General features: G+C 61.0%; 26 protein-coding genes, 1 pseudogene and 1 riboswitch. Of the genes and pseudogenes, 16 read left to right on the top strand and 11 right to left on the bottom strand.

Features of this window, described 5'->3' with window-relative positions:
• Window positions 1-16: 16 nt before the first annotated feature.
• Genes ACDZ94_RS19755 through araH form a run of 4 tightly spaced genes read left to right on the top strand, consistent with a single transcriptional unit; the run spans window position 17 to window position 4,488 of the window.
• The gene (locus tag ACDZ94_RS19755) at window positions 17-880 is read left to right on the top strand and encodes an SMP-30/gluconolactonase/LRE family protein (protein ID WP_407016811.1); all 864 of its coding nucleotides are present in this window, start codon (window positions 17-19) and stop codon (window positions 878-880) included.
• Window positions 881-918: 38 nt separating this feature from the next.
• On the top strand, window positions 919-1,923 hold the full coding sequence (locus ACDZ94_RS19750; protein WP_064452815.1) for a substrate-binding domain-containing protein: 1,005 nt from the start codon (window positions 919-921) through the stop codon (window positions 1,921-1,923).
• A 57-nt stretch (window positions 1,924-1,980) separates the two neighbouring features.
• Complete coding sequence (gene araG / locus ACDZ94_RS19745; RefSeq protein ID WP_432750642.1) at window positions 1,981-3,507, top strand: L-arabinose ABC transporter ATP-binding protein AraG; 1,527 nt, start codon at window positions 1,981-1,983, stop codon at window positions 3,505-3,507.
• Between the two features lie 9 nt (window positions 3,508-3,516).
• Window positions 3,517-4,488: an L-arabinose ABC transporter permease AraH gene (araH, locus tag ACDZ94_RS19740; protein WP_432750641.1), complete on the top strand. Its 972-nt coding sequence runs from the start codon at window positions 3,517-3,519 to the stop codon at window positions 4,486-4,488.
• Window positions 4,489-4,541: 53 nt separating this feature from the next.
• On the opposite strand, the gene ACDZ94_RS19735 is transcribed toward araH, so the two are convergent.
• Window positions 4,542-5,690, bottom strand: a complete 1,149-nt coding sequence (locus tag ACDZ94_RS19735; RefSeq protein ID WP_432750640.1) for an aldose epimerase family protein — start codon at window positions 5,688-5,690, stop codon at window positions 4,542-4,544.
• A gap of 138 nt (window positions 5,691-5,828) precedes the next feature.
• Between ACDZ94_RS19735 and ACDZ94_RS19730 the strand changes: the two genes are divergently transcribed.
• Window positions 5,829-6,596 (top strand): SDR family NAD(P)-dependent oxidoreductase, encoded by a 768-nt coding sequence (locus tag ACDZ94_RS19730; protein ID WP_262665081.1) that lies wholly within the window; start codon window positions 5,829-5,831, stop codon window positions 6,594-6,596.
• 5 nt (window positions 6,597-6,601) lie between these two features.
• Here the strand turns inward: ACDZ94_RS19730 and ACDZ94_RS19725 are convergent, their stop codons facing one another.
• From ACDZ94_RS19725 to ACDZ94_RS19715, 3 genes and pseudogenes are all read right to left on the bottom strand, one after another.
• A complete protein-coding gene (locus ACDZ94_RS19725) occupies window positions 6,602-7,204 on the bottom strand; it encodes a glutathione S-transferase family protein (RefSeq protein WP_064452810.1) in 603 nt (200 codons plus the stop codon).
• Window positions 7,205-7,234: 30 nt separating this feature from the next.
• A complete protein-coding gene (gene mug, locus ACDZ94_RS19720) occupies window positions 7,235-7,768 on the bottom strand; it encodes a G/U mismatch-specific DNA glycosylase (protein WP_432750639.1) in 534 nt (177 codons plus the stop codon).
• Window positions 7,765-7,917: pseudogene (locus ACDZ94_RS19715) on the bottom strand (LysR family transcriptional regulator); the annotation flags it as partial. The pseudogene ACDZ94_RS19715 and the gene mug, both read right to left, overlap by 4 nt.
• A gap of 206 nt (window positions 7,918-8,123) precedes the next feature.
• Here ACDZ94_RS19715 and ACDZ94_RS19710 point away from each other — a divergent pair.
• On the top strand, window positions 8,124-8,255 hold the full coding sequence (locus ACDZ94_RS19710; RefSeq protein WP_257784278.1) for a hypothetical protein: 132 nt from the start codon (window positions 8,124-8,126) through the stop codon (window positions 8,253-8,255).
• A gap of 2 nt (window positions 8,256-8,257) precedes the next feature.
• The gene (yghU, locus tag ACDZ94_RS19705; RefSeq protein WP_432750638.1) at window positions 8,258-9,091 is read left to right on the top strand and encodes a glutathione-dependent disulfide-bond oxidoreductase; all 834 of its coding nucleotides are present in this window, start codon (window positions 8,258-8,260) and stop codon (window positions 9,089-9,091) included.
• 110 nt (window positions 9,092-9,201) lie between these two features.
• Here yghU and ACDZ94_RS19700 read toward each other — a convergent pair whose 3' ends face one another.
• Window positions 9,202-10,074 carry an undecaprenyl-diphosphate phosphatase gene (locus ACDZ94_RS19700; protein WP_262665075.1) on the bottom strand — a complete coding sequence of 291 codons (873 nt, stop codon included), beginning with the start codon at window positions 10,072-10,074 and terminating at the stop codon, window positions 9,202-9,204.
• Between the two features lie 180 nt (window positions 10,075-10,254).
• Here ACDZ94_RS19700 and ACDZ94_RS19695 point away from each other — a divergent pair, with 180 nt between their 5' ends.
• A complete protein-coding gene (locus ACDZ94_RS19695) occupies window positions 10,255-10,761 on the top strand; it encodes a GNAT family N-acetyltransferase (RefSeq protein WP_237140851.1) in 507 nt (168 codons plus the stop codon).
• Here ACDZ94_RS19695 and ACDZ94_RS19690 read toward each other — a convergent pair.
• Window positions 10,739-11,683 carry a GlxA family transcriptional regulator gene (locus ACDZ94_RS19690; protein WP_064452805.1) on the bottom strand — a complete coding sequence of 315 codons (945 nt, stop codon included), beginning with the start codon at window positions 11,681-11,683 and terminating at the stop codon, window positions 10,739-10,741. The genes ACDZ94_RS19695 and ACDZ94_RS19690 overlap by 23 nt on opposite strands.
• 172 nt (window positions 11,684-11,855) lie before the next feature.
• Between ACDZ94_RS19690 and ACDZ94_RS19685 the strand changes: the two genes are divergently transcribed.
• The 3 genes from ACDZ94_RS19685 to ACDZ94_RS19675 all read left to right on the top strand — a co-directional run bounded on the left by ACDZ94_RS19685 (window position 11,856) and on the right by ACDZ94_RS19675 (window position 14,375).
• Complete coding sequence (locus ACDZ94_RS19685) at window positions 11,856-12,470, top strand: TetR/AcrR family transcriptional regulator (protein WP_064452804.1); 615 nt, start codon at window positions 11,856-11,858, stop codon at window positions 12,468-12,470.
• A 25-nt stretch (window positions 12,471-12,495) separates the two neighbouring features.
• Entirely contained in the window at window positions 12,496-13,173 is a 678-nt protein-coding gene (locus tag ACDZ94_RS19680) for a type 1 glutamine amidotransferase domain-containing protein (RefSeq protein ID WP_128588082.1), read from the top strand.
• A gap of 80 nt (window positions 13,174-13,253) precedes the next feature.
• Entirely contained in the window at window positions 13,254-14,375 is a 1,122-nt protein-coding gene (locus ACDZ94_RS19675; RefSeq protein ID WP_064452802.1) for an alkene reductase, read from the top strand.
• Here ACDZ94_RS19675 and ACDZ94_RS19670 read toward each other — a convergent pair whose 3' ends face one another.
• A complete protein-coding gene (locus ACDZ94_RS19670; protein ID WP_221294996.1) occupies window positions 14,376-15,374 on the bottom strand; it encodes an NAD(P)H-quinone oxidoreductase in 999 nt (332 codons plus the stop codon).
• A gap of 174 nt (window positions 15,375-15,548) precedes the next feature.
• Here ACDZ94_RS19670 and ACDZ94_RS19665 point away from each other — a divergent pair, with 174 nt between their 5' ends.
• The gene (locus ACDZ94_RS19665) at window positions 15,549-15,935 is read left to right on the top strand and encodes a DoxX family protein (RefSeq protein ID WP_432750637.1); all 387 of its coding nucleotides are present in this window, start codon (window positions 15,549-15,551) and stop codon (window positions 15,933-15,935) included.
• Window positions 15,936-16,182: 247 nt separating this feature from the next.
• Here ACDZ94_RS19665 and ACDZ94_RS19660 read toward each other — a convergent pair whose 3' ends face one another.
• Window positions 16,183-17,001 (bottom strand): alpha/beta fold hydrolase, encoded by an 819-nt coding sequence (locus tag ACDZ94_RS19660; protein ID WP_262665065.1) that lies wholly within the window; start codon window positions 16,999-17,001, stop codon window positions 16,183-16,185.
• Window positions 17,002-17,147: 146 nt separating this feature from the next.
• Here ACDZ94_RS19660 and ACDZ94_RS19655 point away from each other — a divergent pair, with 146 nt between their 5' ends.
• Window positions 17,148-18,215, top strand: a complete 1,068-nt coding sequence (locus ACDZ94_RS19655) for an NAD(P)-dependent alcohol dehydrogenase (protein WP_064452798.1) — start codon at window positions 17,148-17,150, stop codon at window positions 18,213-18,215.
• A gap of 154 nt (window positions 18,216-18,369) precedes the next feature.
• Here the strand turns inward: ACDZ94_RS19655 and mntP are convergent, their stop codons facing one another.
• The 3 genes from mntP to ACDZ94_RS19640 all read right to left on the bottom strand — a co-directional run bounded on the left by mntP (window position 18,370) and on the right by ACDZ94_RS19640 (window position 20,641).
• Window positions 18,370-18,933, bottom strand: a complete 564-nt coding sequence (gene mntP / locus ACDZ94_RS19650) for a manganese efflux pump MntP (protein WP_064452797.1) — start codon at window positions 18,931-18,933, stop codon at window positions 18,370-18,372.
• Between the two features lie 10 nt (window positions 18,934-18,943).
• Window positions 18,944-19,113: riboswitch (yybP-ykoY riboswitch) on the bottom strand.
• A 30-nt stretch (window positions 19,114-19,143) separates the two neighbouring features.
• Window positions 19,144-19,926 carry a methylmalonyl-CoA decarboxylase gene (gene scpB / locus ACDZ94_RS19645; protein ID WP_432750636.1) on the bottom strand — a complete coding sequence of 261 codons (783 nt, stop codon included), beginning with the start codon at window positions 19,924-19,926 and terminating at the stop codon, window positions 19,144-19,146.
• Window positions 19,927-20,068: 142 nt separating this feature from the next.
• Window positions 20,069-20,641 carry a LuxR C-terminal-related transcriptional regulator gene (locus ACDZ94_RS19640; RefSeq protein ID WP_064452795.1) on the bottom strand — a complete coding sequence of 191 codons (573 nt, stop codon included), beginning with the start codon at window positions 20,639-20,641 and terminating at the stop codon, window positions 20,069-20,071.
• Window positions 20,642-20,770: 129 nt separating this feature from the next.
• On the opposite strand from ACDZ94_RS19640, the gene ACDZ94_RS19635 reads away from it, so the two are divergent.
• Genes ACDZ94_RS19635 through ACDZ94_RS19625 form a run of 3 tightly spaced genes read left to right on the top strand, consistent with a single transcriptional unit; the run spans window position 20,771 to window position 24,899 of the window.
• A complete protein-coding gene (locus ACDZ94_RS19635) occupies window positions 20,771-21,949 on the top strand; it encodes an acetyl-CoA acetyltransferase (protein ID WP_064452794.1) in 1,179 nt (392 codons plus the stop codon).
• Window positions 21,950-21,952: 3 nt separating this feature from the next.
• Window positions 21,953-23,488, top strand: a complete 1,536-nt coding sequence (locus ACDZ94_RS19630; protein ID WP_432750635.1) for a class I adenylate-forming enzyme family protein — start codon at window positions 21,953-21,955, stop codon at window positions 23,486-23,488.
• 43 nt (window positions 23,489-23,531) lie between these two features.
• Window positions 23,532-24,899: an MFS transporter gene (locus ACDZ94_RS19625; RefSeq protein WP_432750634.1), complete on the top strand. Its 1,368-nt coding sequence runs from the start codon at window positions 23,532-23,534 to the stop codon at window positions 24,897-24,899.
• Window positions 24,900-24,902: the final 3 nt, after the last annotated feature.

Raw genomic sequence — 24,902 nt, 5'->3', positions numbered from 1 at the left:
TGCTCCAGGAGGCAACATGCCGTGTACCGCAGTCACCCCGCACCGTGCGCAGTTGGGCGAAGGCCCGTTCTGGGACGTGCCGACCCAGGCACTGTATTGGGTCAATATCGCCGGCAAACAGGCGCTACGCCTGATGGGCGGGCAATTGCAGGTCTGGCAGTTGCCGGAGCATGTTTCGGCATTCATCCCGTGTGAAAGCGGCGATGCGCTGGTGACGTTGAGCAGCGGCGTGTATCGCCTGAACCTGGCAACCGAGGCCTTGACCCTGCTCTGTGTCGCCGACCCGCAACCCGGCAACCGCGGCAACGAAGCGCGCTGTGATGCTCACGGCCGGCTGTGGCTGGGCACCATGCAGAACAACATCGGCGAGCAAGGAGAGGACCTGCCCATCACGCGGCGTTCCGGTGGCCTGTTTCGCATCGATGCCGACGGGCACGTCACGGCTTTGCTGCATGGCCTGGGCATTCCTAACACCTTGCTGTGGAACGAGGACGGCACCCAGGTGCATTTCGGCGACAGCATGGACGGCACGTTGTATCGGCATTCGATCCAGGCGGATGGCCAACTCGATCCGGCACAGGTGTGGTTCGGTCCACATGCTCGTGGCGGCCCGGACGGCTCGGCGATGGACCGCGAGGGCTATATCTGGAATGCGCGCTGGGACGGCAGTTGCCTGCTGCGCCTGACGCCCGAAGGTGAGGTGGACCGCATCCTCGAACTGCCTGTCAGCCGGCCCACCAGTTGCGTGTTTGGTGGCCCCGACCTCACCACGCTGTATATCACCAGCGCCGCCAGCCCCTTGGACCATCCGTTGGATGGCGCGGTATTGGCCATCGAGGTCGATGTGCCAGGCAAACCCTGTCACCGCTTTGCCGGTTAAACCCAAGACTTAAAAAACAACAACAAGGAGTCACCCCTATGAATCGTCGTCGTGGTATCCGTTCCCTGTGCTGCGCCGCTGTCGCGGTGTCGGCCCTGAGCTTGAGTGGCCTGTTGCTGGCCGCTGAAGAAGTGAAGATCGGTTTCCTGGTCAAGCAGGCCGAAGAGCCCTGGTTCCAGACCGAATGGGCCTTCGCTGAAAAAGCCGGCAAGGAGCATGGTTTCACCGTGATCAAGATCGCCGTGCCCGATGGCGAGAAAACCCTGTCGGCCATCGACAGCCTGGCTGCCAACGGCGCCAAGGGCTTTGTGATCTGCCCGCCGGACGTGTCCCTCGGGCCTGCCATCGTTGCCAAGGCCAAGGCCAACGGCCTGAAAGTGATTGCGGTGGATGATCGCTTCGTCGACGCCAAGGGCAACTTCATGGAAGACGTGCCGTACCTGGGCATGGCGGCCTTCGAAGTCGGCCAGAAGCAGGGCGCCGCGATGGCGGCTGAGGCGAAAAAACGCGGCTGGGACTGGAAGGAAACCTACGCGGTGATCAACACCTTCAACGAACTCGACACCGGTAAAAAACGCACCGACGGCTCGGTCAAATCCCTGGAAGACGCCGGCATTCCCAAGGACCATATCCTGTTCACCGCCGCCAAGACCCTCGACGTACCGGGCAGCATGGACGCGACCAATTCGGCGTTGGTCAAACTGCCCAGTGGCGCCAAGAACCTGATCATCGGCGGCATGAACGACAACACCGTGCTGGGCGGCGTACGCGCCACCGAAAGTGCCGGCTTTGCCGCGGCCAATGTGATTGGCATCGGCATCAATGGCACCGACGCCATCGGCGAATTGAAGAAACCCAACAGCGGCTTCTTCGGCTCGATGCTGCCGAGCCCGCACATCGAGGGCTACAACACCGCGAAGATGATGTTCGACTGGGTTACCACCGGCAAGGAACCGCCGAAGTACACCGCCATGGACGAAGTCACGCTGATCACCCGCGAGAACTTCAAGCAGGAGCTGGAAAAAATCGGTTTGTGGAACTGATGCATTTCCTCGGCGGCCCCGGCAGCGGGGCCGCCTGATCCGTGTGACGAGGTGGTTATGCACGCGCAAGTACAGACACACAACGCCGCTGCCCGGTTGTGCTTTAACGGTATCGGAAAAACCTTTCCCGGGGTCAAGGCGCTGGACGGCATCAGCTTCACCGCCTACCCGGGACAGGTGCACGCCTTGATGGGCGAAAACGGCGCAGGCAAGTCGACGCTGCTGAAGATTCTCGGCGGGGCCTATGTGCCCAGCAGCGGTACGTTGCAGATTGGCGAGCAGGTGATGGCGTTCAAATCCGCCGCCGACAGCATCGCCTGCGGCGTCGCGGTGATTCACCAGGAATTGCATCTGGTACCGGAAATGACGGTTGCCGAGAACCTGTTTCTGGGGCATTTGCCATCACGCTTTGGAGTGGTCAATCGCGGCCTTCTGCGCAAGCAGGCATTGGCGTGCCTGAAAGGCCTGGCCGATGAAATCGACCCTGAGGAAAAACTCGGTCGCCTGTCCCTCGGCCAGCGTCAACTGGTGGAAATCGCCAAGGCGCTGTCCCGTGGCGCGAGCGTGATTGCTTTCGATGAGCCGACCAGCAGCTTGTCGGCACGGGAAATCGATCGGCTGATGGCGATCATCACGCGCCTGCGTGACGAGGGCAAAGTGGTGCTCTACGTGTCGCACCGCATGGAGGAAGTGTTCCGTATCTGCAACGCCGTCACGGTGTTCAAGGATGGCCGCTACGTGCGCACCTTTGACGACATGAACGCGTTGACCCATGACCAGTTGGTGACCTGCATGGTCGGTCGCGATATTCAGGATATCTACGACTACCGTGCGCGCGAACATGGCGAAGTCGCGCTCAAGGTTGAGGGGCTGCTGGGCCCGGGCTTGCGTGAGCCAGTGAGCTTTGAGGTGCGCAAGGGCGAGATTCTTGGCCTGTTCGGGCTGGTGGGCGCGGGGCGTACCGAGCTGTTTCGGCTGCTCAGCGGGCTGGAGCGCGCCAGCGCCGGCCACCTGCAACTCTGTGGGCAACCACTGCAGTTGCGCTCACCGCGCGATGCCATCGCAGCCGGTGTGCTGCTGTGCCCGGAAGACCGCAAGAAGGAGGGCATCATCCCGCTCGCCAGCGTCGCGGAAAACATCAATATCAGCGCACGCGGTGCCCACTCTGCGTTCGGTTGGCTGCTGCGCGAGGGCTGGGAAAAGGGCAATGCCGACCAGCAGATCAGCGCCATGAAAGTCAAAACCCCGAACGCGGCGCAGAAAATCATGTACCTGTCCGGCGGCAATCAGCAAAAGGCCATTTTGGGCCGCTGGTTGTCGATGCCCATGAAGGTCTTGCTGCTCGACGAGCCGACCCGTGGCATCGACATCGGTGCCAAGGCCGAGATCTACCGGATCATCCACCACCTCGCGGCGCAGGGCATTGCGGTGATTGTGGTGTCCAGCGACCTGATGGAAGTCATGGGCATTTCCGACCGCATCCTGGTGCTGTGCGAAGGCGCCCTGCGCGGCGAACAACGCCGTGAACACGCCACTGAATCCAACTTGCTGCAGCTGGCCTTGCCGCGCGGCCCGGCGAACTGAGAGATGACGATGACAACCCAACACAACGCGTTGCCCACGGCACGCAAACCCCTCGATGTGCGTGCGCTGCTCGATAACTGGGCAATGTTGCTGGCGGCGATAGGGATCTTTGTCCTGTGTGCCTTGCTGATCGACAACTTCCTCTCGCCGCTGAACATGCGTGGGCTGGGCCTGGCAATTTCCACGGTCGGTATCGCCGCCTGCACCATGCTGTTTTGCCTGGCGTCGGGGCATTTCGACTTGTCGGTGGGCTCGGTGATTGCCTGCGCCGGGGTCGTGGCGGCCATCGTGATGCGCGATACCGACAGCGTGATGCTGGGCATTGGCGCAGCGCTACTGATGGGGCTGATCGTCGGCCTGATCAACGGCATCGTGATCGCCAAGCTGCGGGTCAATGCGTTGATTACCACCCTGGCAACCATGCAGATCGTGCGCGGCCTGGCCTATATCTTTGCCAACGGCAAGGCTGTGGGGGTGTCCCAGGAGCAGTTTTTCATCTTCGGCAACGGCCAGTTGCTGGGGGTGCCGGTGCCGATCCTGATCACCATCGTGTGTTTCCTGTTTTTCGGCTGGCTGCTCAACTACACCACCTATGGGCGCAACACCATGGCCATCGGCGGCAACCCGGAAGCGGCGTTGCTGGCCGGGGTGAATGTGGACCGCACCAAGATCCTGATCTTTGCCATGCATGGCGTGATTGGTGCGCTGGCGGGGGTAATCCTGGCTTCACGCATGGCCTCCGGCCAGCCGATGATTGGCCAGGGTTTCGAGCTGACGGTGATTTCCGCCTGCGTGCTCGGCGGGGTGTCGTTGAGTGGCGGGGTGGGCATGATTCGCCACGTGATTGCGGGGGTGTTGATCCTGGCGATTATCGAGAATGCGATGAACCTGAAGAACATCGACACCTTTTACCAGTATGTGATTCGCGGTTCGATCCTGCTGTTGGCCGTGGTCATCGACCGCATGAAACAACGCGGATAGCCCGGCTCTGTGAAGGTCAAAAGTGTGGGAGCGGGCAAGCCCGCTCCCAGCGTTTACTTGGCGGTGAACTTCAGGATGGTGTTTTGGCTGTAGGTCTGGCCCGGGTTCAGGCGTGTCGACGCAAACTTCGGCTGGTTAGGCGCATCCGGAAAGTGCTGGGTCTCCAGTGTGAAACCGCTCCAGTGCTGGTAAGTCTTGCCGGCCTTGCCCTTGACCGTGCCGTCGAGGAAGTTGCTGGTATAAAACTGCACGCCAGGCTCGGTGGTGTAGAGCTGTAAATGCCGGCCAGACGCTGGGTCGTGTACTTCGGCGGCAAGTTTTTTGATATCGCCCTGGGTGTCCAGCGCCCAGTTGAAGTCAAACCCGCCCTGTTTCGGCTCGGCGAATTTGAGCTGCGGATGGTCGTCCTTGATGTGCTGGCCGATCGGCGTGGGTTTGAGGAAGTCCATCGGCGTGCCCTTGACCGGCGCCAGTTCGCCGGTAGGAATCAAGGTGGCATTCACCGGCGTGTAGTGGCTGGCATGCAAGGTCGCGACGTGCTTGAGGATGTCGCCGTTACCCGCGCCGGCGAGGTTGAAGTAACTGTGGTTGGTGAGGTTGAGCACCGTGGGTTTGTCGGTGGTGGCCGTGTAATCGATGTGCAGTTCGTTGTTGTCGTTGAGGCTGTACGTGACCTCGGTTTTCAGGTTGCCCGGGAAGCCCATCTCGCCGTCCTTGGACAGGTAGGTGAGGGTCACGCCGACCGAGTCCTTGCCCTTGACTGGCTTGGCTTGCCACACGTGCTTGTCGAAACCCTGTGCGCCGCCATGCAGCGAGTTGGGGCCGTCGTTGAGCGGTACCTGATAGTGCTTGCCGTCGAGTTCGAAGGCGCCGCCCGCGAGGCGGTTGCCAAAGCGCCCGATGGTCGCGCCAAAAAATGCGCTGCCGGCCTGGTAACCCTGTACATCGTCAAAACCGAGCACCACGTCCTCGGCCTTGCCGTTTTTATCCGGTACTTTCAGCGACTGCAACACGCCGCCGTAGGTGATGACCGTGGCTTGCATGCCATGGCTGTTGCGCAACACGTACTGTTCGACGGCGGTGCCGTCATTGGTTTTGCCGAAGGGTTTTTGCTCGCTGGTGAGGCCTGCGGCCTGGACACCGCCGCTGGCAATCATTATGGAAAGGGCAAGGCCGGAAAGCAGGTGACGAGGGTGCTTCATGGTCGAACTTCCTTTTGTTGTTTTCAGTGGAATAGTTCTACTAATGTGCGATATTTTGTCGATGGGACAGCAGATTTATAGCCTTTTACTGCCTTTTTGCAAAATAAAATAAGACTAATTGAGTGAGGCAATCGTTATATGAATATTCCGCAGGCTGTGTATCCCGACCTTAAGGGTAAGACCGTGCTGGTCTCTGGAGGTGCCTCGGGCATTGGCGAATTCATGGTCCGGGCCTTCGCCGCGCAGGGCGCCAGGGTGGGCTTTGTGGACCGCGCGCAAAGCCAGGGCGAGCGATTGGCGGCGTTATTGAGTTCCCAGGGGCACACCGTGCAATTCGTGCAGTGCGACATCACCGATGAAATCGCCTTTCAGGCAGCGATAGAGCGTTTCGAACACTCGCTCGGCCCCATCACCGTGCTGGTCAACAACGCCGCCAATGATGTGCGCCACACCCTGGAAGAAGTTGATTCGGCGATGTTCGACAGGTTGATCGCGGTCAACCTCAAGCACGCCTTCTTCGCCGCCAAGGCGGTGGTGCCGATGATGAAAAACGCCGGCGGCGGGGCAATCATCAATTTGGGCTCGGTCGGCTGGATGATGGCCTCTGCGGGCTACCCGGTATACGCGGCCAGCAAGGCCGCCGCCCATGGCATGACGCGGGCGCTGGCACGGGAGCTGGGCCCCAGCCGCATCCGAGTCAACACCCTGGTACCTGGCTGGGTCATGACCGAAAAACAACTGGCGATGTGGGTAGACGACTCGGCCCGCGAGCTGATCAGCCGCAGCCAGTGCCTGCCGGGCAGTGTGCTGCCGGAACACATCGCCAATATGGCGTTGTTTCTCGCCTCTGATGTGTCGGCGATGTGTTCGGCGCAGAACTTTATAGTGGATGGCGGTTGGGTGTAGATCCGTTATTCGATCGGATAGTTGCGAAAGGCCGGATGTTGCTCGAGCCGACTGGCATGGCGTTGCAGGTTGGGAAACGCATCGACCTCGAGCACCGTCGGCAGTTTGAGTTGGGTGAACGACCAGGCGACAGCGGCGGTCAGTGCAGCCTGGGTCAACGGTTCGTCGGTGGGTTGGGCGAGGTGTTTTTCCAGCAGCGAATAGGCCGCCACCAACTGCCCGGTCACGCGCTCGATCCACGGCTCGTGCAGTTTTTCTGCTGGGCGCAGGTGGTGTTCATAGACGATCTGCACGGTTTTCTCACACGCTGCCAGGGCCAACCCGAGCACTTGCAGCGCGTGGGCGCGTGCCTCGGCGTGTTGGGGCAAAAGCTTCTTGTCGGCCGGCGCGAGGGCTTCGAAATAGTCCAGGATCAGGCTGGAATCCATCAGCACCGTGCCATCCTCCAGCACCAGGCTGGGCGCCTTGACCACCGGGTTGATCCGTGCGAATTCGTTGAAGGTGCTGAACACGGACAAGGGTTCATGCACAAAGTCTACGCCGTACAACTCCAGGGAAATTGCCACGCGGCGAACGTAAGGCGAATCCAGCATACCGACCAGTTTCATGCAGCCTCCATTGCTATCAGGATCATTGGCTCAAGAGAGTAAGGGCGCTTGATCGGCGTGCGCAATGGCCTGACGCAACTGCCCATAGGCGCTCACCAATTGCTCCAGGCTGAATGCCAGGTTGCGCCCACTGGGGTTGGGCAACACCCACACCGACGCATCGCCCAATAATTGCGCTTGCAAGCCCCAGGCTATCTCGCGCTGGCCAGACAGCGCGCTGTAACCGGCCTTGCCGAGAAATGCCACGACGCGTGGCCGGTAATGGCGGATTTTCTGCTCAAACGCTGCCGCCGCTTCTTTGAATTCATGCCGTGCCAACTCGCTCGCACTCGCCGTCGGGCGCTCCACGACAGTGGTCAAGCCGCAGTGGTAGTGCAGCAAGGTGTGACCGTCCTCGGGAAGTATTTCATGGGGCGTGAAACCGGCCAGGTGCAGGGTGCGCCAGAAGCGGTTGCTGCGGTTGGCAAAGTGCTGGCCGACCGCGGCAGAACCCTTGCCGGGGTTGATCCCGCAAAACACGACCGTCAGGTGCTCGGCCAGGATGTCCTCGAGTCGTTCGCTCATATCGGGTCTGCCTGTAAATGGGTCAGCAGCCATTCGGTGAAGCGCCGCGCCTGCGGGTCATTTTCGCTGTCACGATGGGTCAGCATCGCCCAGTTTGGGCCACGAATGGTGGCATCTACCAATGGCGTGAGCAAGCCATCTGGCTGAGCAATTAGCTGATGGCCCGGGCACCGGCATCATGACCGAAAGCAGTTTGATCAACCGCAACCGCAACCCTGGCTGGAGCAAGGTTATCAATGCGATTGCAGCGGGCGGTGGTGGTATCCACTGCGTGACAAGCCCTCAGCCGATGGCTTAGATGTCCTTGGCCAACAGGGGCTGGCACACTCGGCGGAGGCGATAACGTCCAGGCCCGGTGCAGTTCACGCAGGCGCACCTGCAAAACCCGCAATTAAGCGCTAATGTGGGCCTGATCAAGGCGCTGGGTGGCGGCTGGAACGTGGCCCGATTGGCTGCGTCGAACCGTATTGAAACCAAGGAGAATTAAGCATGACCGATTACGTACCCCCGAAGGTGTGGACCTGGGACACCGAAAGTGGCGGCACCTTCGCCAGCATCAACCGGCCCATTGCCGGTGCGACCCATGACAAGGCATTGCCGGTCGGCAAGCACCCGCTGCAACTGTATTCCCTGGCCACGCCCAATGGGCAGAAGGTCACCATCCTGCTGGAAGAACTGTTGGCCCTGGGGCATACCGGTGCGGAATACGACGCCTGGCTGATCAAGATCGGCGATGGTGACCAGTTCGGCAGCGGGTTTGTTGCAGTCAACCCGAACTCCAAGATCCCGGCATTGATGGACCATAGCGCTGACATACCGATTCGGGTGTTTGAGTCTGGTGCGATCCTGCAATACCTGGCGGAGAAGTTCGGGGCGTTCTTCCCGACTGAGCCTGCGGCCCGTGCTGAGTGCCTGTCGTGGCTGTTCTGGCAGATGGGCAGCGCGCCGTATCTGGGCGGGGGCTTCGGGCATTTCTATGCGTATGCCCCGAGCAAGATGGAGTACCCGATCAATCGGTTTGCGATGGAAACCAAGCGCCAGTTGGATGTGCTGGACCGACGCCTGGCGGTGAGTGAGTACATTGCCGGGGATGAATACACCATCGCCGATATTGCGATTTGGCCCTGGTACGGTGGCTTGGTTAAAGGCCGCTTGTATGGGGCGGCAGAATTCCTTTCGGTGCAGGATTACACGCATGTGCTGCGTTGGGCTGAAGCGATTGAAGCGCGACCGGCGGTGCAGCGCGGGCGCAGGGTGAATCGGGTTTCCGGGGAACTTGCGGAGCAGTTGCCGGAGCGGCATGCCGCAAGCGACTTGGACTGATTGCAGTCACCCTGGCGGCCTTCGGGCCGTCCTGTGCGATTGCCAGGGCGTATGGCCGACCAGCTCGGAGCGCTGGCCGACCGCACACCTGCGGCTTAGCTCAATGCGTCTTAACTTAACAGCCCGGTGCTGACTGCGACGATCAGGAAGATCCCCAGCAGTGCGCGGTAGATCACGAACGGCCAGGTGGAGAACCGTTCCAGGAACTTCATCAGGCCCCAGATCGCGAAGAACGCCGAGACGCTGGCAACCACCAGGCCGAAGATCAAGTGCGACCAGGCGTGAGTGGGCAGGTCGGCGTGCAGCAGCACCCACAGCTCTTTCAAACCGGCGAGGGCGATGGCCGGCAAGCCCAGCAGGAAGGAAAAGCGTGCGGCTTCTTCACGTTTGAAGTTGAGGAACAGTGCGGCGGTCAGCGTGGAGCCCGAACGCGAGACACCGGGAATCAGCGCGCCAATCTGTGCAATGCCGACAATCAGTGCATCGCGCAGGCGCATTTCGCTCATGTCCCGCGTGTGGCGTGCCCGCACTTCGGCGACTGCCAGCAACACCGCCATGACGACACAGGAAATGCCGATCACCATCAGGCCGCGCAACGGCGAGTTGCAGGTGTTGAGGGTCGAGGACAAGGCCAGCCCGGCAATCCCGATCGGGATGGTCGCCAAAATAATCGCCACCGCCAGCTTGAACCACCGGTCGTTATAGTCACCCCGGCGCACCGCGCTGATGCTACCCGTGGTCACCTGGCGCACATCGCGCCAGAAGTAACTGACCACCGCCGCCAGCGCCGCCAACTGCATCGCAGCCGAAAACGCCGAGCCTGGGTCTTGCCAGCCGAGCAGGGCAGGCACCACGCGCATGTGGGCAGTGGACGACACGGGCAACAGTTCGGTAATGCCCTGGATCACGCCCAGGATGAAGATCTGCAGGTAATCCAGGGAAGCAAAACCCACATCCAGGCCGGCGGAACAGACGTTTGTCAAAGTACATGTCCTTGAAAAAATAGGGGAGAGCGAGCAAAGTTTATTCTAAATGTTTCAGGATTTTGGACGGGCCCCGACAAATCCGCAATCGGTTCAGCAAACAGAAAGGTTAGGCAATGTATTGGCCTGCCGCCGTGTTTTGTGAACAATGGCGCCCTGCTTTTTCTGACCGAGAGCCTCATGCCTGAAACCACCGTCGAATTGATCCAGACCGGCCCCGAAGCGTCTGAGCTGATCCGCAATCTTTACCAGTATTACGCCTACGAGTCGTCGGACTGGGAGCAGGAAGATGTGGAGGCGGACGGCCGTTTCTACATCCATGACGAGCACCTGACGCGTTATTGGCAGGACCCGCTATGGAGCGCCAATCTGCTGCTGGTCGATGGGTATATCGCCGGCTTCCTGTTGATCGAAGGCAGCGAACTGCCCGGCATCAATGCCCTGGAACTGGCTGACCTGTTCATTCTCAAGCGCTATCGCCGCAAAGGCATCGGCCGCGCCATCGCGACCCAGGTGTTGAGCAGCGGCCAGAACAATTGGCTGGTGCGTTTTTACGATCAGGATGAAGTGTCCCAGGCGTTCTGGCGCGCCGTGCTGGACGACCTGCCACGCCCGGCGCAGACCATTGAGCTGGATGATGACCCGCAGTTGGTGAATTACTTGATTACGCGGGCGGCGCTGCATTGAACGCTTGCTGCATCGCCTGAGGCGGCTGCCCGAACGCGCGCAGAAACGCCTGGCGCATACGCTCGCGATCACCGAAGCCGGTTTCGCGGGCCACCACTTCGACCGGGTGACGGCTGGTTTCCATCATTGCCCGGGCGGCTTCCACGCGCAGCGATTCGATGGCCTTGGCGGGTGTTTGCCCGGTTTCTTCGCGAAACACTCGGCTGAACTGGCGCGGGCTGAGCCGGGCCACATCGGCCAGGGCCTCCACTGACAGGTCGTGGGTCAGGTTTTCGCGGGCATAGGCCAATGCCAGTTGCACGCGGTCTGACTTGGGGTCCAGTTCCAACAAGGCCGACAATTGGGATTGCTCACTGCCTCGACGTTGGGCAATCACCAGTTTGCGCGCAATACGCCGGGCGAGGTCGCTGCCCAGGTCGGCTTCTACCATCGCCAGTGCCAGGTCCACGCCGGCGCTCATGCCGGCGCCCGTCCATACTTGGCCGTCGACCACGAACAACTTGTCTTCTTCCAGGTGAATATCCGGGTAGCGCTTGCGAAACGCGGGCGCGTGAATCCAGTGGGTGGTGGTGCGCTTGCCTTCCAGCAGGCCCGCTTCGGCCAGCACGAAGATGCCCATGCACAAGGAGGCGACCCGCCGTGATTGAGCGGAGGCGGCCTTTACCAGTTCCAGCAGGTTGGCCTCCGGCAGACGAAACTCCAGATAGCCGCTGACAATCAGCGTGTCATAGCCCTGCGGCCGGATGGGCGTGGTATTCACCGAAAAGCCCTGGGACGTCATGACGGCGCCGCCGCTCTCCGAAACCAGGTGGAACTCATAGGCTGACTCACCCCTCAGCAGGTTCGCGCACTCGAACACCGAACCCAGGCTGAGGCTCAGGGACTGGAAGTTCGGGTAAACCATCAGCGCAACGCTGTGCATCGTCATTCTCCAAGGGGGCGGGAGAGGGGATTGTCGGCGGGTGTCGGCGAAACGGCAACCGACTTTGCGTCATGTCCGGAATCCTTGCGGATATGACATTGTTGAAGTTTTTCTCGACGCCTAACATTCCCTCAACGAACTAGACGACTGGTCTAATCGGACGGGAAGAACAATGAATAACGACACTAAAAGTACAAGGCAGGCAATCCTGGATACGGCGCAATTAATTGTCGGCCGCAAAGGGTTTTCTGCGGTGGGGTTGAACGAAATACTTCAAGCCGCTGACGTACCGAAAGGCTCGTTTTATCACTACTTCAACTCTAAAGATGCCTTCGGCGTTGTCTTGCTGGATACCTACTTCGATCACTATGTGAAGGGCATTGAGCAACTGTTCCAACAACCCGAACTGTCCGGCTGCGCCAAATTGATGCGCTATTGGCAAACCTGGGTCGACAACCAGACCGGCTGCACCGATGCGGGCAAATGCCTTGCCGTCAAACTCGGTGCCGAGGTGTCAGACCTTTCAGAGCCCATGCGTTTGGCCCTGGATCGAGGCACCGCACGTACGATTGCTTTGCTTGCGCAAGCCTTGCTGCAAGGCGTCGAAGACGGCTCGCTGACGGTTCAGCAACCCCCGCAACGCCTGGCCCAACGCCTGTATGCGCTGTGGCTGGGGACCAGCGTGATGAGCAAGATCACCCGAACATCCGCGCCGTTTGACGAGGCGCTGCTTTTGACCCGACACCTGTTGGGTTGCCCTGCACACACCGACGCTTACACCTACTGAAACCCATCGATCGAGGCACTGGAAAATGAAAGTATTAATGGTACTGACCTCTCACGACCAGCTTGGCGATACCGGCCGTAAAACCGGCTTCTGGCTTGAAGAGTTTGCGGCTCCCTATTACACCTTCAAGGACGCCGGGGCCGAGTTGGTGCTGGCCTCCCCAGCGGGCGGCCAACCACCGCTGGACCCAGTCAGCGACCAGCCTGACGCGCAGACCGAGCAAACCCGACGTTTCGCCGCTGACCCGGCTGCGCAGCAGGCCCTGGCCAACACCGTCAAGCTGGACACGGTCAACGCCGATGACTTCGACACCGTGTTTTACCCAGGTGGGCACGGGCCGCTGTGGGACCTGGCGGAATCGAGCACGTCCATCGCGCTGATCGAGTCCTTCGAGCGTGCCGGCAAGCCCATCGGCTTTGTCTGCCATGCGCCCGGCGCACTGCGTCACGTCAAGGCCGTCAATGGCGAGCCGTTGGTCAAGGGCCGTCGCGTTACCGGCTTCTCCAACGCTGAAGAGGCTGCGGTTGGCCTGACCGATGTGGTGCCGTTCCTGATCGAAGATGATTTCAAGGCACTCGGCGGCCACTATGAAAAGGGCGCCGATTGGCAATCCTTTGTACTTGAAGATGGTTTGCTGGTGACCGGGCAGAACCCTGCCAGTTCCAGTGATGTGGCTAAAGCACTGCTGAAACTCACCGCATAACTTAATTAAAACGCTTCATTCATTGACGGCTCTCAAGAGCCGTCAATGCGTTAGCGCGCCTTGAATTTGGAAGTTCTTAGATGACGAGTAGTTTGAATACCCCAATAAAACTGGGTCACCACACCTTGAACAACCGCGTTGTGCTGCCGCCGTTGACGCGCCAGCGCAGTGCCCAACCGGGTGATATCGCGACCGACTTGATGGCCGAGTATTACCGCCAGCGCGCCACCGCCGGTTTCATGGTCAGCGAAGGCACGCAGATCGAGCCGCGCGGCCAGGGTTACGCCTGGACGCCCGGTATCTACAGTCCGGCGCAGATCGACGGCTGGCGCAAAGTGACTGACGCGGTACACGCCGACGGTGGGGTGATCTTCGCCCAGCTGTGGCATGTCGGCCGCGTGTCCCACAACGCGCTGCAGCCAGAAGGCGCCGCACCGGTCGCGCCGTCGGCTATTGCAGCAGAGCAAGCAAAGGCCTTTATCGAAACCGGGCCTGGGGTTGGCGAGCTGAAACAGCCGCCTGTGCCACGCGCCTTAAGCGTGCTTGAGATCGAGGAGTTGGTGGGGCATTACGCCCAGGCCGCGCGCAATGCGTTGGACGCCGGGTTTGACGGGGTGGAAATCCACGCGGCGAATGGTTACCTGGTCAACCAGTTCATCTCGGCCCACGCCAACCAGCGTGATGATGAATACGGCGGCTCGCTGCACAACCGCCTGCGCTTTTTGCGCGAGATCGTCGAAGCCGTGACGGCCGTCGTCGGGCCGGAGCGTCTTGGTGTGCGTTTTTCACCGTTGTTCAGCGGCACCGACCAGGACCGCGTGTATATCGGCCTGGTGGAAGAAGACCCGCATCACACCTACATCGAAGCGATCAAGGTGCTGGAAGCGTCGGGCATTGCCTACGTGTCCATCGCTGAAGCCGATTGGGACAACGCGCCTGACCTGCCTGAAACCTTCCGCCAAGCGGTACGCAGCACCTTCAGCGGCCGGATCATCTACGCCGGGCGTTACACCGCTGAACGCGGTGCAACACTGGTGGAAGCCGGGCTGGCAGACCTGATTGCATTCGGACGTCCGTTCATTGCCAACCCGGATTTGCCGCAGCGGCTGTTCAACGGCTGGCCGCTGAACCCGCTGCGCGCCGAGGGCATGTATGGCGGTTCGGAGCAGGGCTACACCGATTACCCGGTGTACGCCGAGTAATCACTCCACCCGCAACACAATCTTGCCAATGTGGTCGCCGCCTTCCATCCGCGCATGGGCCTGGGCGGCGTCGGTGTATTCGTACACTTTGTCGATGATCGGCAGGCATCGTCCGGCGGACAGCACCGGCCACACGTATTCGCGCAGTTGTTCGGCGATTGCGGCCTTTTCGTCCTGGGTGCGTGCACGCAGCAGCGAGCCGGTGATGACGGCACGTTTGCCGAGGATGGTCAGCAGGTCGACGTCATTGGCCTTGCCGCCGCCGAGGAAACCCAGCATCACCAGATGCCCGTCCATGGCCAGGGCCTTGAGGTTGTTGTTGAGGTACGAGGCTCCCATGATGTCGAGGATCACGTTCACGCCTTTGTCGCCGGTCTTCTGTGCGATGACCTCGGCGAAGTCCTGCTCGCGGTAGTTGATGGGCTCTGCGCCCAGCTTGGCAATCGCCGCGCATTTGTCGGCACTGCCGGCGGTGGCGAATGCCTGAATCCCATACTCGCGGCAGAGCATCAGCGCGGTGGTGCCGATGCCGCTGGTGCCACCGTGGATCAGCACGCTCTGGCCGGTGTGCGCATCGCCAAGGCCGAACAGGTTGGCCCAGACGGTGAAAAAGGTTTCCGGCACGGCAGCGGCTTGAATCCAGTCCATACCCTCTGGGATCGGCAGCGCCTGGCTCGCAGGCACGGCGCAAAACTGCGCATAGCCACCGCCGTTGGTCAGGGCGCAGACCTTGTCGCCCAGGCTGTAGTCGGTCACGCCGTCGCCCAGTGCGACCACTTCACCGGCCACTTCCAGGCCGGGGATCGGGTTCATGCCGGGTTTCATCGGGTACTTGCCCGCGCGCTGCAGGGCGTCAGGGCGATTGACCCCGGCGGCATGCACGCGAATCAGGATTTCACCAGCGCCTGCCACGGGCACGTCGGCTCGGCGTGGTTGCAGGACTTCTGGGCCGCCGGGGGCGGTGATTTCGATCAGGGTCATTTCTTTGGGCAGGGTCATTGTGTAATTCCTATAACCGGGAGCGTATGGAGTGGGACCACAGTACGCGAGCGTTGATTCAACCGGAACGCTGTCATGTCAGCACATGCCTGCAAGTCTACCGGCGTCTGTGCCGACACAATCGCACCGGCTCCGGCGCACAGGCGCCGGGGGATTCTACGGGGACAGGCATTTATGAACGAATCAAAGTACCAGGCGCTGGGGCTGTTGTTTCTGCGCGTCAGCGGCGCGGTGTTTCTGATGTGGGTACATGGTTTGCCCAAGCTGCTGCACTACAGCGACCAATTGGCGTTGATCGAAGACCCGTTTCACCTCGGCGCCCACGTCACGCTGTGCCTGGCGATTGTTGCCGAAGTGCTGTGCCCGCTGCTGATCATCGCCGGTGTGCTGGCGCGCCTGGCGTGCTTGCCGATCCTGGCCGTGCTGTGGGTGGCCTTGCTGGTGGTGCATCCGCAATGGACTTTGTTTGAGGGGCAGTTTGGCTGGCTGCTGCTGATTATCTTCACCAGTATTCTGATCGCAGGACCGGGTCGGTTGGCGCTCAGCCAGCGGTATGCCTGATAAAAAAGGCCGGGCAAGCCCCTAATGCCAGTCAGTTAAGCGCAGATCTCCTGTGGGAGCGGCGGTGCGACGATTCGACTTGCTCGCGAAAGCGGTGGGTCAGTCAACATCAATGTTTGCTGGGCCGACGTCTTCGCGGGCAAGCCCGCTCCCACATTTGATCTTCGCTGCATTGAGCATTTCAGTTCGCTTAACTGACTGGCATTAGGGCAAGCCCGGCCAACAAGGAGCGGGTGGTTCAGCCGTTTCAGCGCTTCAGGAACGCCAGCAAGTCTTCGTTCAACTGCTGGGTATGCGTGGCCGCAAAACCGTGCGGCGCATCCTTGTACACTTTCAGTTGCGCGCCATTGATCATCTCGGCTGCCACTTTGCCGGTGGTCTCGAAGGGTACGACCTGGTCGCCGTCACCGTGAATCACCAGGGTCGGCACGTCGATCTTGGCCATGTCCGGGCGGAAGTCGGTTTGCGAGAACACGGTGACGCAATCAACAGTCGACTTGAGCGACGCCAGCAACGCGATTTGCAGGGTCTGGGTCAGTACGCCCTCGGAGACTTTCTGACCCTTATTGATGCCATAGAACGTCGGGTTGAAGTCGGCGATGAATTGCGCGCGATCTTTCAATAGCCCGGCCTTGATGCCGTCGAACACTTCGGTCGGCACGCCCTGCGGGTAATCCGGTTTCTGGCCGAAGATCGGCGTTACGGCGCCCAGCAATACCAGGCCGGCCACGCGAGCCGTGCCATGGCGTGCGATGTAGCGTGCCACGTCGCCGCCACCCATGGAGAAACCCACCAGGGTCACGTCCTTGAGGTCCAGGTGTTCGATCAGTTGGGCAATATCGTCGGCGAAGGTGTCGTAGTCGTTACCGGTCCACGGCTGGTCCGAACGGCCGAAACCACGGCGGTCGAACGCAATGGTGCGAAAGCCACGGCTGCTCAGGTATTCCATCTGGTATTCCCACATGTCGGCATCCAACGGCCAGCCATGGCTGAACAGCACGGGCTTACCGCTGCCCCAGTCCTTGAAATAGATCTGGGTACCGTCTTTGGCAACGAATGTACTCATGGAAAACGCCTCGCGTGTCGGGGGGGAATGTCAGCCTCACTATTGCGTTAAACCGGACGAAGGGCTTGTACGGATGTGCTCGGTTGAACGGTTCAGCGTCTATATTGGTCCACTGATCTCTACCGTCAGTTCAACAGGTGAACCAAATGGCCAAGACTTACAGCTACGCCGCTCGGGATTCCAAGGATGCGCTCAAACCCTTTACCTTTGAGCGCCGTGCGCCAGGGGCGGATGACGTCCAGATCGATATCCTCTACTGCGGCGTATGCCACTCCGACCTGCACACCGCGCGCAATGAGTGGCACAACACCTTGTACCCGTCGGTGCCCGGCCATGAGATTGTCGGCCGCGTGACAGCGGTCGGTGCCAACGTGACGAAATTCAAGGTGGGTGACCTGGCCGGCGTCGGTTGTATGGTCGATAGCTGCCAGCACTGCGCCTCCTGCGCCGAAGGCGAGGAGCAATACTGCGAGAACGGTTTTACCGGCACCTACAACGGCCCGGTGTTTGGTGGGGAAAACACGTTCGGAGGCTACTCGGACACTATCGTGGTCAAGGAGAAGTTCGTCCTGCGCATCTCCCATGACGATGCCAACCTGGCGGCGGTGGCGCCGCTGCTGTGCGCCGGCATCACCACCTACTCGCCGTTGCACCATTGGAAGGTGGGCCCTGGCAAAAAAGTCGGCGTGGTCGGCCTCGGCGGGCTGGGGCATATGGCGGTGAAGATCGCGCATGCCATGGGTGCCCATGTCACGCTGTTCACCACCTCACCGAACAAACGCGAAGATGGCCTGCGCCTGGGCGCCGACCAGGTCGTGGTGTCGAAGAACCCCGACGAAATGGCCAAGGTCGTCAACAGCCTGGACTTCATCCTCAATACGGTTGCCGCGCCGCATAACCTTGATCCTTTCCTCAACCTGCTCAAGCGTGACGGCACCATGACCCTGGTCGGCGCCCCCGACAGCCCGCACCCGTCGCCCACGGTATTCAACCTGATCTTCAAGCGCCGCAGCCTCGCCGGCTCGTTGATCGGTGGTATCCAGGAAACCCAGGACATGCTGGATTTCTGCGCCAAGCACAAGATTGTCTCGGACATCGAGATGATCGATATCCAGGGCATCAATGAGGCGTATGAGCGGATGCTCAAGGGCGATGTGAAGTATCGCTTCGTGATTGATATGGAGAGTTTGAAGAAGGAAAGCCACGCGGCTTGATAGAACCGTCTATTCACAGCAGCACATTGCTTTTTGTGGGAGCTGGCTTGCCTGCGATACAGGCACCTCGGTCATTCAGTTGCATCGAGGTGATCCCATCGCGGGCAAGCCCGGCTCCCACATAAAGCTATCCGCCATTTTGGTGTTTGGTTTTTTAAGCCGACAAGTGCTCATACAAAATCGTCGCACCCACCAGCATCAGCACCACGCCACCGACCATCTCGGCGCGCTTGCCGACCACCGTCCCCAGCACCCGACCGAGCATCATGCCAAGGGTCACCATGGTCATGGTCGCAAGGCCTATCGCCGCTGAAGCCAGCAGAATATTCACGTCGACAAATGCCAGGCCCACGCCCACCGCCATTGCGTCGATGCTGGTCGCAAATGCCGTCACGGCGAGGATCATGAACGAATGCTGAGTGGGTTTTTCAACCTCGTCATCATCCGGCTTGAGCCCGTTGTAGATCATGTGCAAGCCCAGCGCGACCAGCAGGGTAAAGGCGATCCAGTGGTCCCAGCTTTCTACCCAGCGCGTGGCGGCATGGCCGATAGCCCAGCCGATCATCGGCGTGATGGCTTCGATCACGCCAAAGATCAAGCCGGCGCGCAGGGCTTCGGTCAGGCGTGGTTTGTGCAGGCTGGAGCCTTTGCCGATGGCCGCCGCAAAGGCGTCCGTGGACATGGCAAGGGCGAGAAGAATGAGGGAAATGGGGTTCACGGTAAGGCTTCCAGTCGGGCTGTATGAGTCAACGACACAACCACACGCCCGACGTTAGGCATGGATGTGTCGCTGGTCTCACCAACCTCAACGGTGTTCGTACCACGGCAGGTTGCCGAATATGTTGATACGAACGCTTCTGCACGGGTCAGAAGCCGGTTACTCCCCAACGAAGCGCAGCATCCTAGACGATCAAATATGAAAAAACTGTCAACGCCCTTCAAACGCAGGTGGGCGACGTTCGGCAAATGCTGCCAGCCCTTCACCAAAATCTGCACTGGCGCAGGCCTGGCGGCGCAGTTCGGCGATCTGCTCCATGGCCTGCACGGGCATGGGTTGCAGGTCTTCGAGAATGCGCAATTGCTCCTTCACCGCTTGAATCGCCAACGGCGCCTTGGCGGCGATGCCTTGGGCGATTTCCAGGGCGGTGGCTTCCAGGGCATCGGTGGGTACCAGGCGGTTGATCACGCCAAAGCGTTCGGCGCGTTCGGCGTCGAGTTTCTGCGCGCAGAAGAACAGTTCCTTGAGCACATGAATCGGCAGGTTGTTGAAGAACCGCAGCAGGCCGCTGGTGGTATAGGGCAAGCCGATGTTGGCCGGGGTCATGGCGAAGCTGGCGCTGTGGTCGGCCACCACCATGTCGCAGCTCATGGCCAGGTCGACGGCGCCGCCCCAGGCCGAGCCCGAAATCGCCGCGATCACCACGCCGGGGTAGGCGCGGATTCGCCGCAGTACTTGCTCCAGCGGTTTGCCATAGGCAACGGGGTCGCGGTCGCGGGCCACTTCGCCAATATCATGGCCGGCGCTCCACACTGTCTGGCCGACGTCGGCACCGAGAATCACCACGCCGATGCGCTGGGCGGCGAGGGTGACCAGGCTTTCATCCAGGCTGTCGAGCAAGTGCGCACTGAGGGCATTGCGCTGAGTGGGGTTGCTGAAGGTCAGGCGTGCGATGCGCGTGTCGATAAGGTTGAGCGTCACAGTGGCAGTCATGATGCGGTTCCTGCTGAACATTCGGATGGGCTGGCCTGCACGAGCACGTTGGCCTTGAGCAGGCTCTGTATGGACGCCGGCTCAAAGCCCGCTTCGCGCAATACCTCGATGCTGTGTGCGCCGGGCAACGGCGGTGGCCGCGTCACGCCACCATAATAATTTTCGACACCAACTCCACCACCGTCTTGGCCTGCAACTTCCTCATCAACCGCGCCCGATGCACTTCCACCGTGCGGTGGGAGATTGCCAGGCGCAGGGCGATTTCCTTGGACTTGAGGCCGTTGACGATGTGCATGGCAATTTCCCGCTCCCGGGGCGTGAGGTCACCGGTGCCCTGGTGGGTGCGATCGAGGCGTTCGAAGTGCCAGATCATCAGCTTGAACGGGTCTTTGGGCGTGAGCGTGTAGCCGTGGGACTTGGCCCAGAACACTTCGCCGCTTTTGTGCTGCATGAAACGTTCGTCGGAGTAGCGGCCGTTTTCACTGTCCAGCAACCAATCGTGGCTGCGCTTGCCGATGGCGTGGTAGTCAGCCTGGGAGGGGTAGATCAGCAGGGTCAGTTGGTTGACCAACGCGTCGCGCGAATAGCCGAACAACTGCAGGAAGGCTTCATTGCAGTCGACGATCACACGGTTGCTGGTGACCAGTTGCGGTGCGGGGGACAGCTGGAACGCCAGGCGCCCGATATCTTGGAGTTGTTGTGCAAACACAGTCATTAGGCATCCTGCCTCGTTGTTTTTCTCACCTCGGGCTACTTATCCATGTAAGTAGTTACACGAATTGGCGCCGGCCCAGTGGTGGGTCATTGTAAGGAATGTCCGTATCAAGAACAGAAGAAATTGATTATGCCTGCTGATTGCGTCTCCATTGTTGCCGCCGGTCATTCGCGTTTTGGTCGCCTGGAAGGCACCACCCTTGAAGACCTGATCGTGCAGGTCACCCGCGAAGCCCTCACGGATGCGGCGATTGACGCGTCAGAAATCGATGCGTTGTTCCTGGGCCACTTCAACTCGGGGCTGGTGCCTGACGGGTTCGCCTCTTCGCTGTTGTTGCAGGCCGACCCCGGCCTGCGCTTCAAACCGGCCACCCGCTGTGAAAACGCCTGCGCGTCCGGCTCGGCGGCGATCCAGGCCGGGATCAATGCGATCCTGTCCGGCAGCGCGGAACTGGTGTTGGTGGTGGGCGCCGAAAAGATGACCCACACCTCCACCGCCGAGGTCACCCAAGCCTTGGCCGGCGCCGGCTATCAGAACGACCCGGCCGAAGCCGGCATGAGTTTCCCGCAACTGTTCGGTCGGGCTGCCCGGCAATATGCCGAGCGCTACCATTGCCCGCTGGGCTCGATGGCGGCCATCGCCACCAAGAACCACTCCAATGCCATGGCCAACCCGTTGGCGCAGATGCACCGGGTGATGGACTTCGAACACTGTAACAACGTGTCCAAGAGCAACCCGTTTGTGGCCGAGTCATTGCGCCTGACCGATTGCTCACTGATCAGCGACGGCGCCGCCGCGATCATTCTGGCCTCGCCCAAGCGCGCGCGGGCGTTTCGCCGCGATGTACAGATCTGCACGATGACTCAGGTCAATGACTGCCTGCCCATCGCCCAGCGCGACATCCTGGCCTTTGAGGGCCCGCAAAGGGCGATCCACACGGCATTGCGCGGCGCGAATATCACCCTGGCCGACTTGAGTTTCGCCGAGGTGCATGACTGCTTCACCATCGCCGAACTGCTGATCTACGAAGCCATGGGCCTGGCGCCCAAAGGCGAGGGCCATCGCGTGCTCGACAGCGGCGTGGTGCGCGCCGGTGGGCGGCTGCCGGTGAATCTTTCCGGTGGGCTCAAGGCCAAAGGGCATCCGGTGGGCGCCACGGGGGTGTCGATGCATGCCCTGGCGTTTCGGCAATTGACCGGTGAGCCGATTGGCCTGGCGGTGCCTGACCCGGAGTTTGGCCTGGTGTTCAACATGGGCGGCATGGCGGTGGCCAACTACGCCTCGGTCCTGCACGCACGCAGGTGCTGAGCCATGAACATTGCCAACTGGCTGCACGATACCCAGCGCCGTGATCCGCAACGCCCGGCGTTGTTCGAAGGCACCCGGCAAATCGCCGATTACGCCACCTTTGCGGCCCATGTTCGTCAACGCGCCGCGCACCTGGTGGACCAGCACGGCGTGACGGCGGGGGATGCCGTCGCGGTGCTGATGAAGAACAGCTGTGACTACCTGGAATTGCTCTACGCCATCTGGTGGCTGGGCGGGGTGGTCGTGCCGATCAACGCCAAGCTGCATCCGAGCGAAGCGGCCTGGATTGCAGATAACGCCCAGGCGCGCCTGATCTTTACCGACGGCGGCCGGGTGTTTTCGTCATCACGGGACTTGCCTCAGCGCTGTAAGGAGCTGGACGGCCACACGCTGCCGCCGACCCGCGGCTGGCCGACGCTGGAGCAGCCGGTGGCGCGTGAGGATAAGGACCTCGCCTGGCTGTTCTACACCTCCGGCACCACCGGGCGTTCCAAGGGGGTGATGCTGAGTCACGGCAATCTGGTTGCCATGTCGCTGTGTTATGCCACGGATGTCGACCCGGTCAGCGCCGCTGACGCCGTGGTGTATGCCGCGCCAATGTCCCACGGTGCCGGGCTCTACAACTTTATTCATGTGCGTTGTGGCGCGCGGCATGTGGTGCCTGCGTCCCACGGTTTTGATGCGGCCGAGCTGTTCGGGTTGGCTGTCGAGTTGGGCGATGTATCGCTGTTTGCCGCGCCGACCATGGTCAAGCGCATGGTCGAACAGGCGCAGCGCCAGGGTTATGGCGGCGCAGGCATCAAGACCATCGTCTACGGCGGCGGCCCGATGTACCTGGCTGACCTGTGCGCGGCGGTCGATACGTTTGGCCCGCGCCTGGTGCAAATCTACGGCCAGGGCGAGAGCCCGATGACCATCAGCGTGTTGCCCCGCGCGCTGATCGCCGACCGCCAACGCGAGGGTTGGTCAACCCTGGCCGCCTCTGTCGGCCAGGCGCACGCTTGTGTCGAAATCCGCATCCTCGACGCGCAGCACCAGCCGGTGCCGACGGGAGAGCGCGGCGAGATTGCAGTGCGCGGTGCCACGGTGATGCAAGGCTACTGGCGCAACCCAGAAGCCACCCGCCAGACCCTGGTCGATGGCTGGCTGATGACCGGCGATATCGGCTTTCTCGACCCGGCCGGCTACCTGACCCTGACGGACCGCTCCAAGGACGTGATCATCACCGGCGGCAGCAACGTGTACCCGCGCGAAGTCGAGGAAGTGTTGGCGCAGCATCCCGAGGTGTTCGAGGTGTGTGTGGTGGGTGAGCCGGATGCGCAATGGGGCGAATCGGTGGTGGCTTTTGTGGTCACGCGCAAGGGGCAGACGCTTGACGATGCCCGGCTCACCGCGTGGTTTGTCGAGCGCATGGCCTCGTTCAAGAAGCCGAAGAAATACGTGTTCCGCGACGAGTTGCCGAAAAACAGCTACGGCAAAATCCTCAAGACCGACTTGCGGCAGTGGTTGAAAGCAGCGAGTATCGCCGCGCTTCCCTAGACCCGCTATTCATGGACAGATCATCAGACAAGGAGTCCCTTCGATGGGCAATCAAGCGCAAGACACGGTCCGCAAGCGGCGCCGTGCGTTTCTCGGTGCCACTTCCGGTCACTTGATCGAGTGGTACGACTACGGCGTCTACGGCTTTCTCGCCGTGTACATCGGCCAGGCGTTTTTCGTCTCCGATGACCCCACCACCAGCCTGCTCGCCAGCTTTGCCGCATTCGCCCTGAGCTTTTTCATCCGGCCCTTGGGTGGGCTGTTCTTCGGCCCGCTGGCGGACAAGATCGGCCGCCGTAAAACCCTGATCATGGCGCTGGTGATGATGACCGGCTCGACGGTGATGCTCGGCGTGTTGCCGACCTACGCGACGCTGGGCATCGCGGCGCCGATCCTGCTGATCCTGGTGCGCTGCGTGCAGGGTTTTTCGGCAGGCGGTGAGATCGGTACTGTTACCAGCTTTATCTCGGAATACGCCGGGCCGGGTCGACGCGGGTTCGCGACCTGCTGGTTAATGGTCACCGCCGTGCTCGGCCTGCTGCTGGGCGGCGCCGTGGCCAATGGCATGACCTGGATCCTCGGCGCCGACGTGATGCAGGAATGGGCCTGGCGCGTGCCGTTCCTGATCGCCGCGCCGTTGGGCTTTATCTCCATGTACATCCGCCTCAAGCTGGAAGACAGCCCCGAGTTTCTCGCCCTGCAACGCGCCGGCCAAACCTCCCGCGCACCGCTGCGTGAAGTCTGGCAATGGAAGCGGGCGATCGCCCTGGTGTTCTTTATCATCACCTTGCACAGCTCGATCTTTTACCTGGTGCTGACCTTCGCTTCGACCTACATGGCCAAGATCCTCAAGTTCGACAGCGGTACCACCTTGCTCTACGTATTTGTCGCCAGTTTTTCGGCGGCCTTCGTGATGCCCTTTGGCGGCGCATTTACCGATAAATACGGGCGCAAGCCGTTCCTGATGGTGATTGGCACCTTGGCCACGTTGGCGATGTTCTGGCTGTTCAAGTCGGCGCCGACCGCAACGGCCGCATCGTTCTTCGCACCGTTGATGGCAGTGGCGATTCTGTTCGGGCTGTATGCCTCGTCGACGTATGCGCTGATGAGCGAACTGCTGCCGACACGCATCCGCTCCACCGGCATTGCGGTGGCGTACAACGTGCCGGTCGCGGTGTTTGGCGGCAGCGCGCCGCTGATCTCCACCTGGCTGATCAAGGTGACGGGCGATATCACCTCGCCGTGGTATTTCTACGTGGCCACCGGCGTGGTGTCACTGATTGCCCTGGTGGCGCTGCGCAAAGAAGATTTTGTCGCCAGCGGCAGCCCGGTCGTGCCTTCGGTGGGGGCCGCACAGTTACAGGCCCGGGCTTCCACCGCCACGGTGAGTGCAGAAGCCCCAGTGGCGTAAACC

Source organism: Pseudomonas sp. UBT (genome assembly GCF_050915955.1).
Taxonomy (GTDB): domain Bacteria; phylum Pseudomonadota; class Gammaproteobacteria; order Pseudomonadales; family Pseudomonadaceae; genus Aquipseudomonas; species Aquipseudomonas antarctica_A.
The sequence above is the reverse complement of the archived record's forward strand: the minus strand, read 5'-3'. Positions and strand labels throughout refer to the sequence as shown.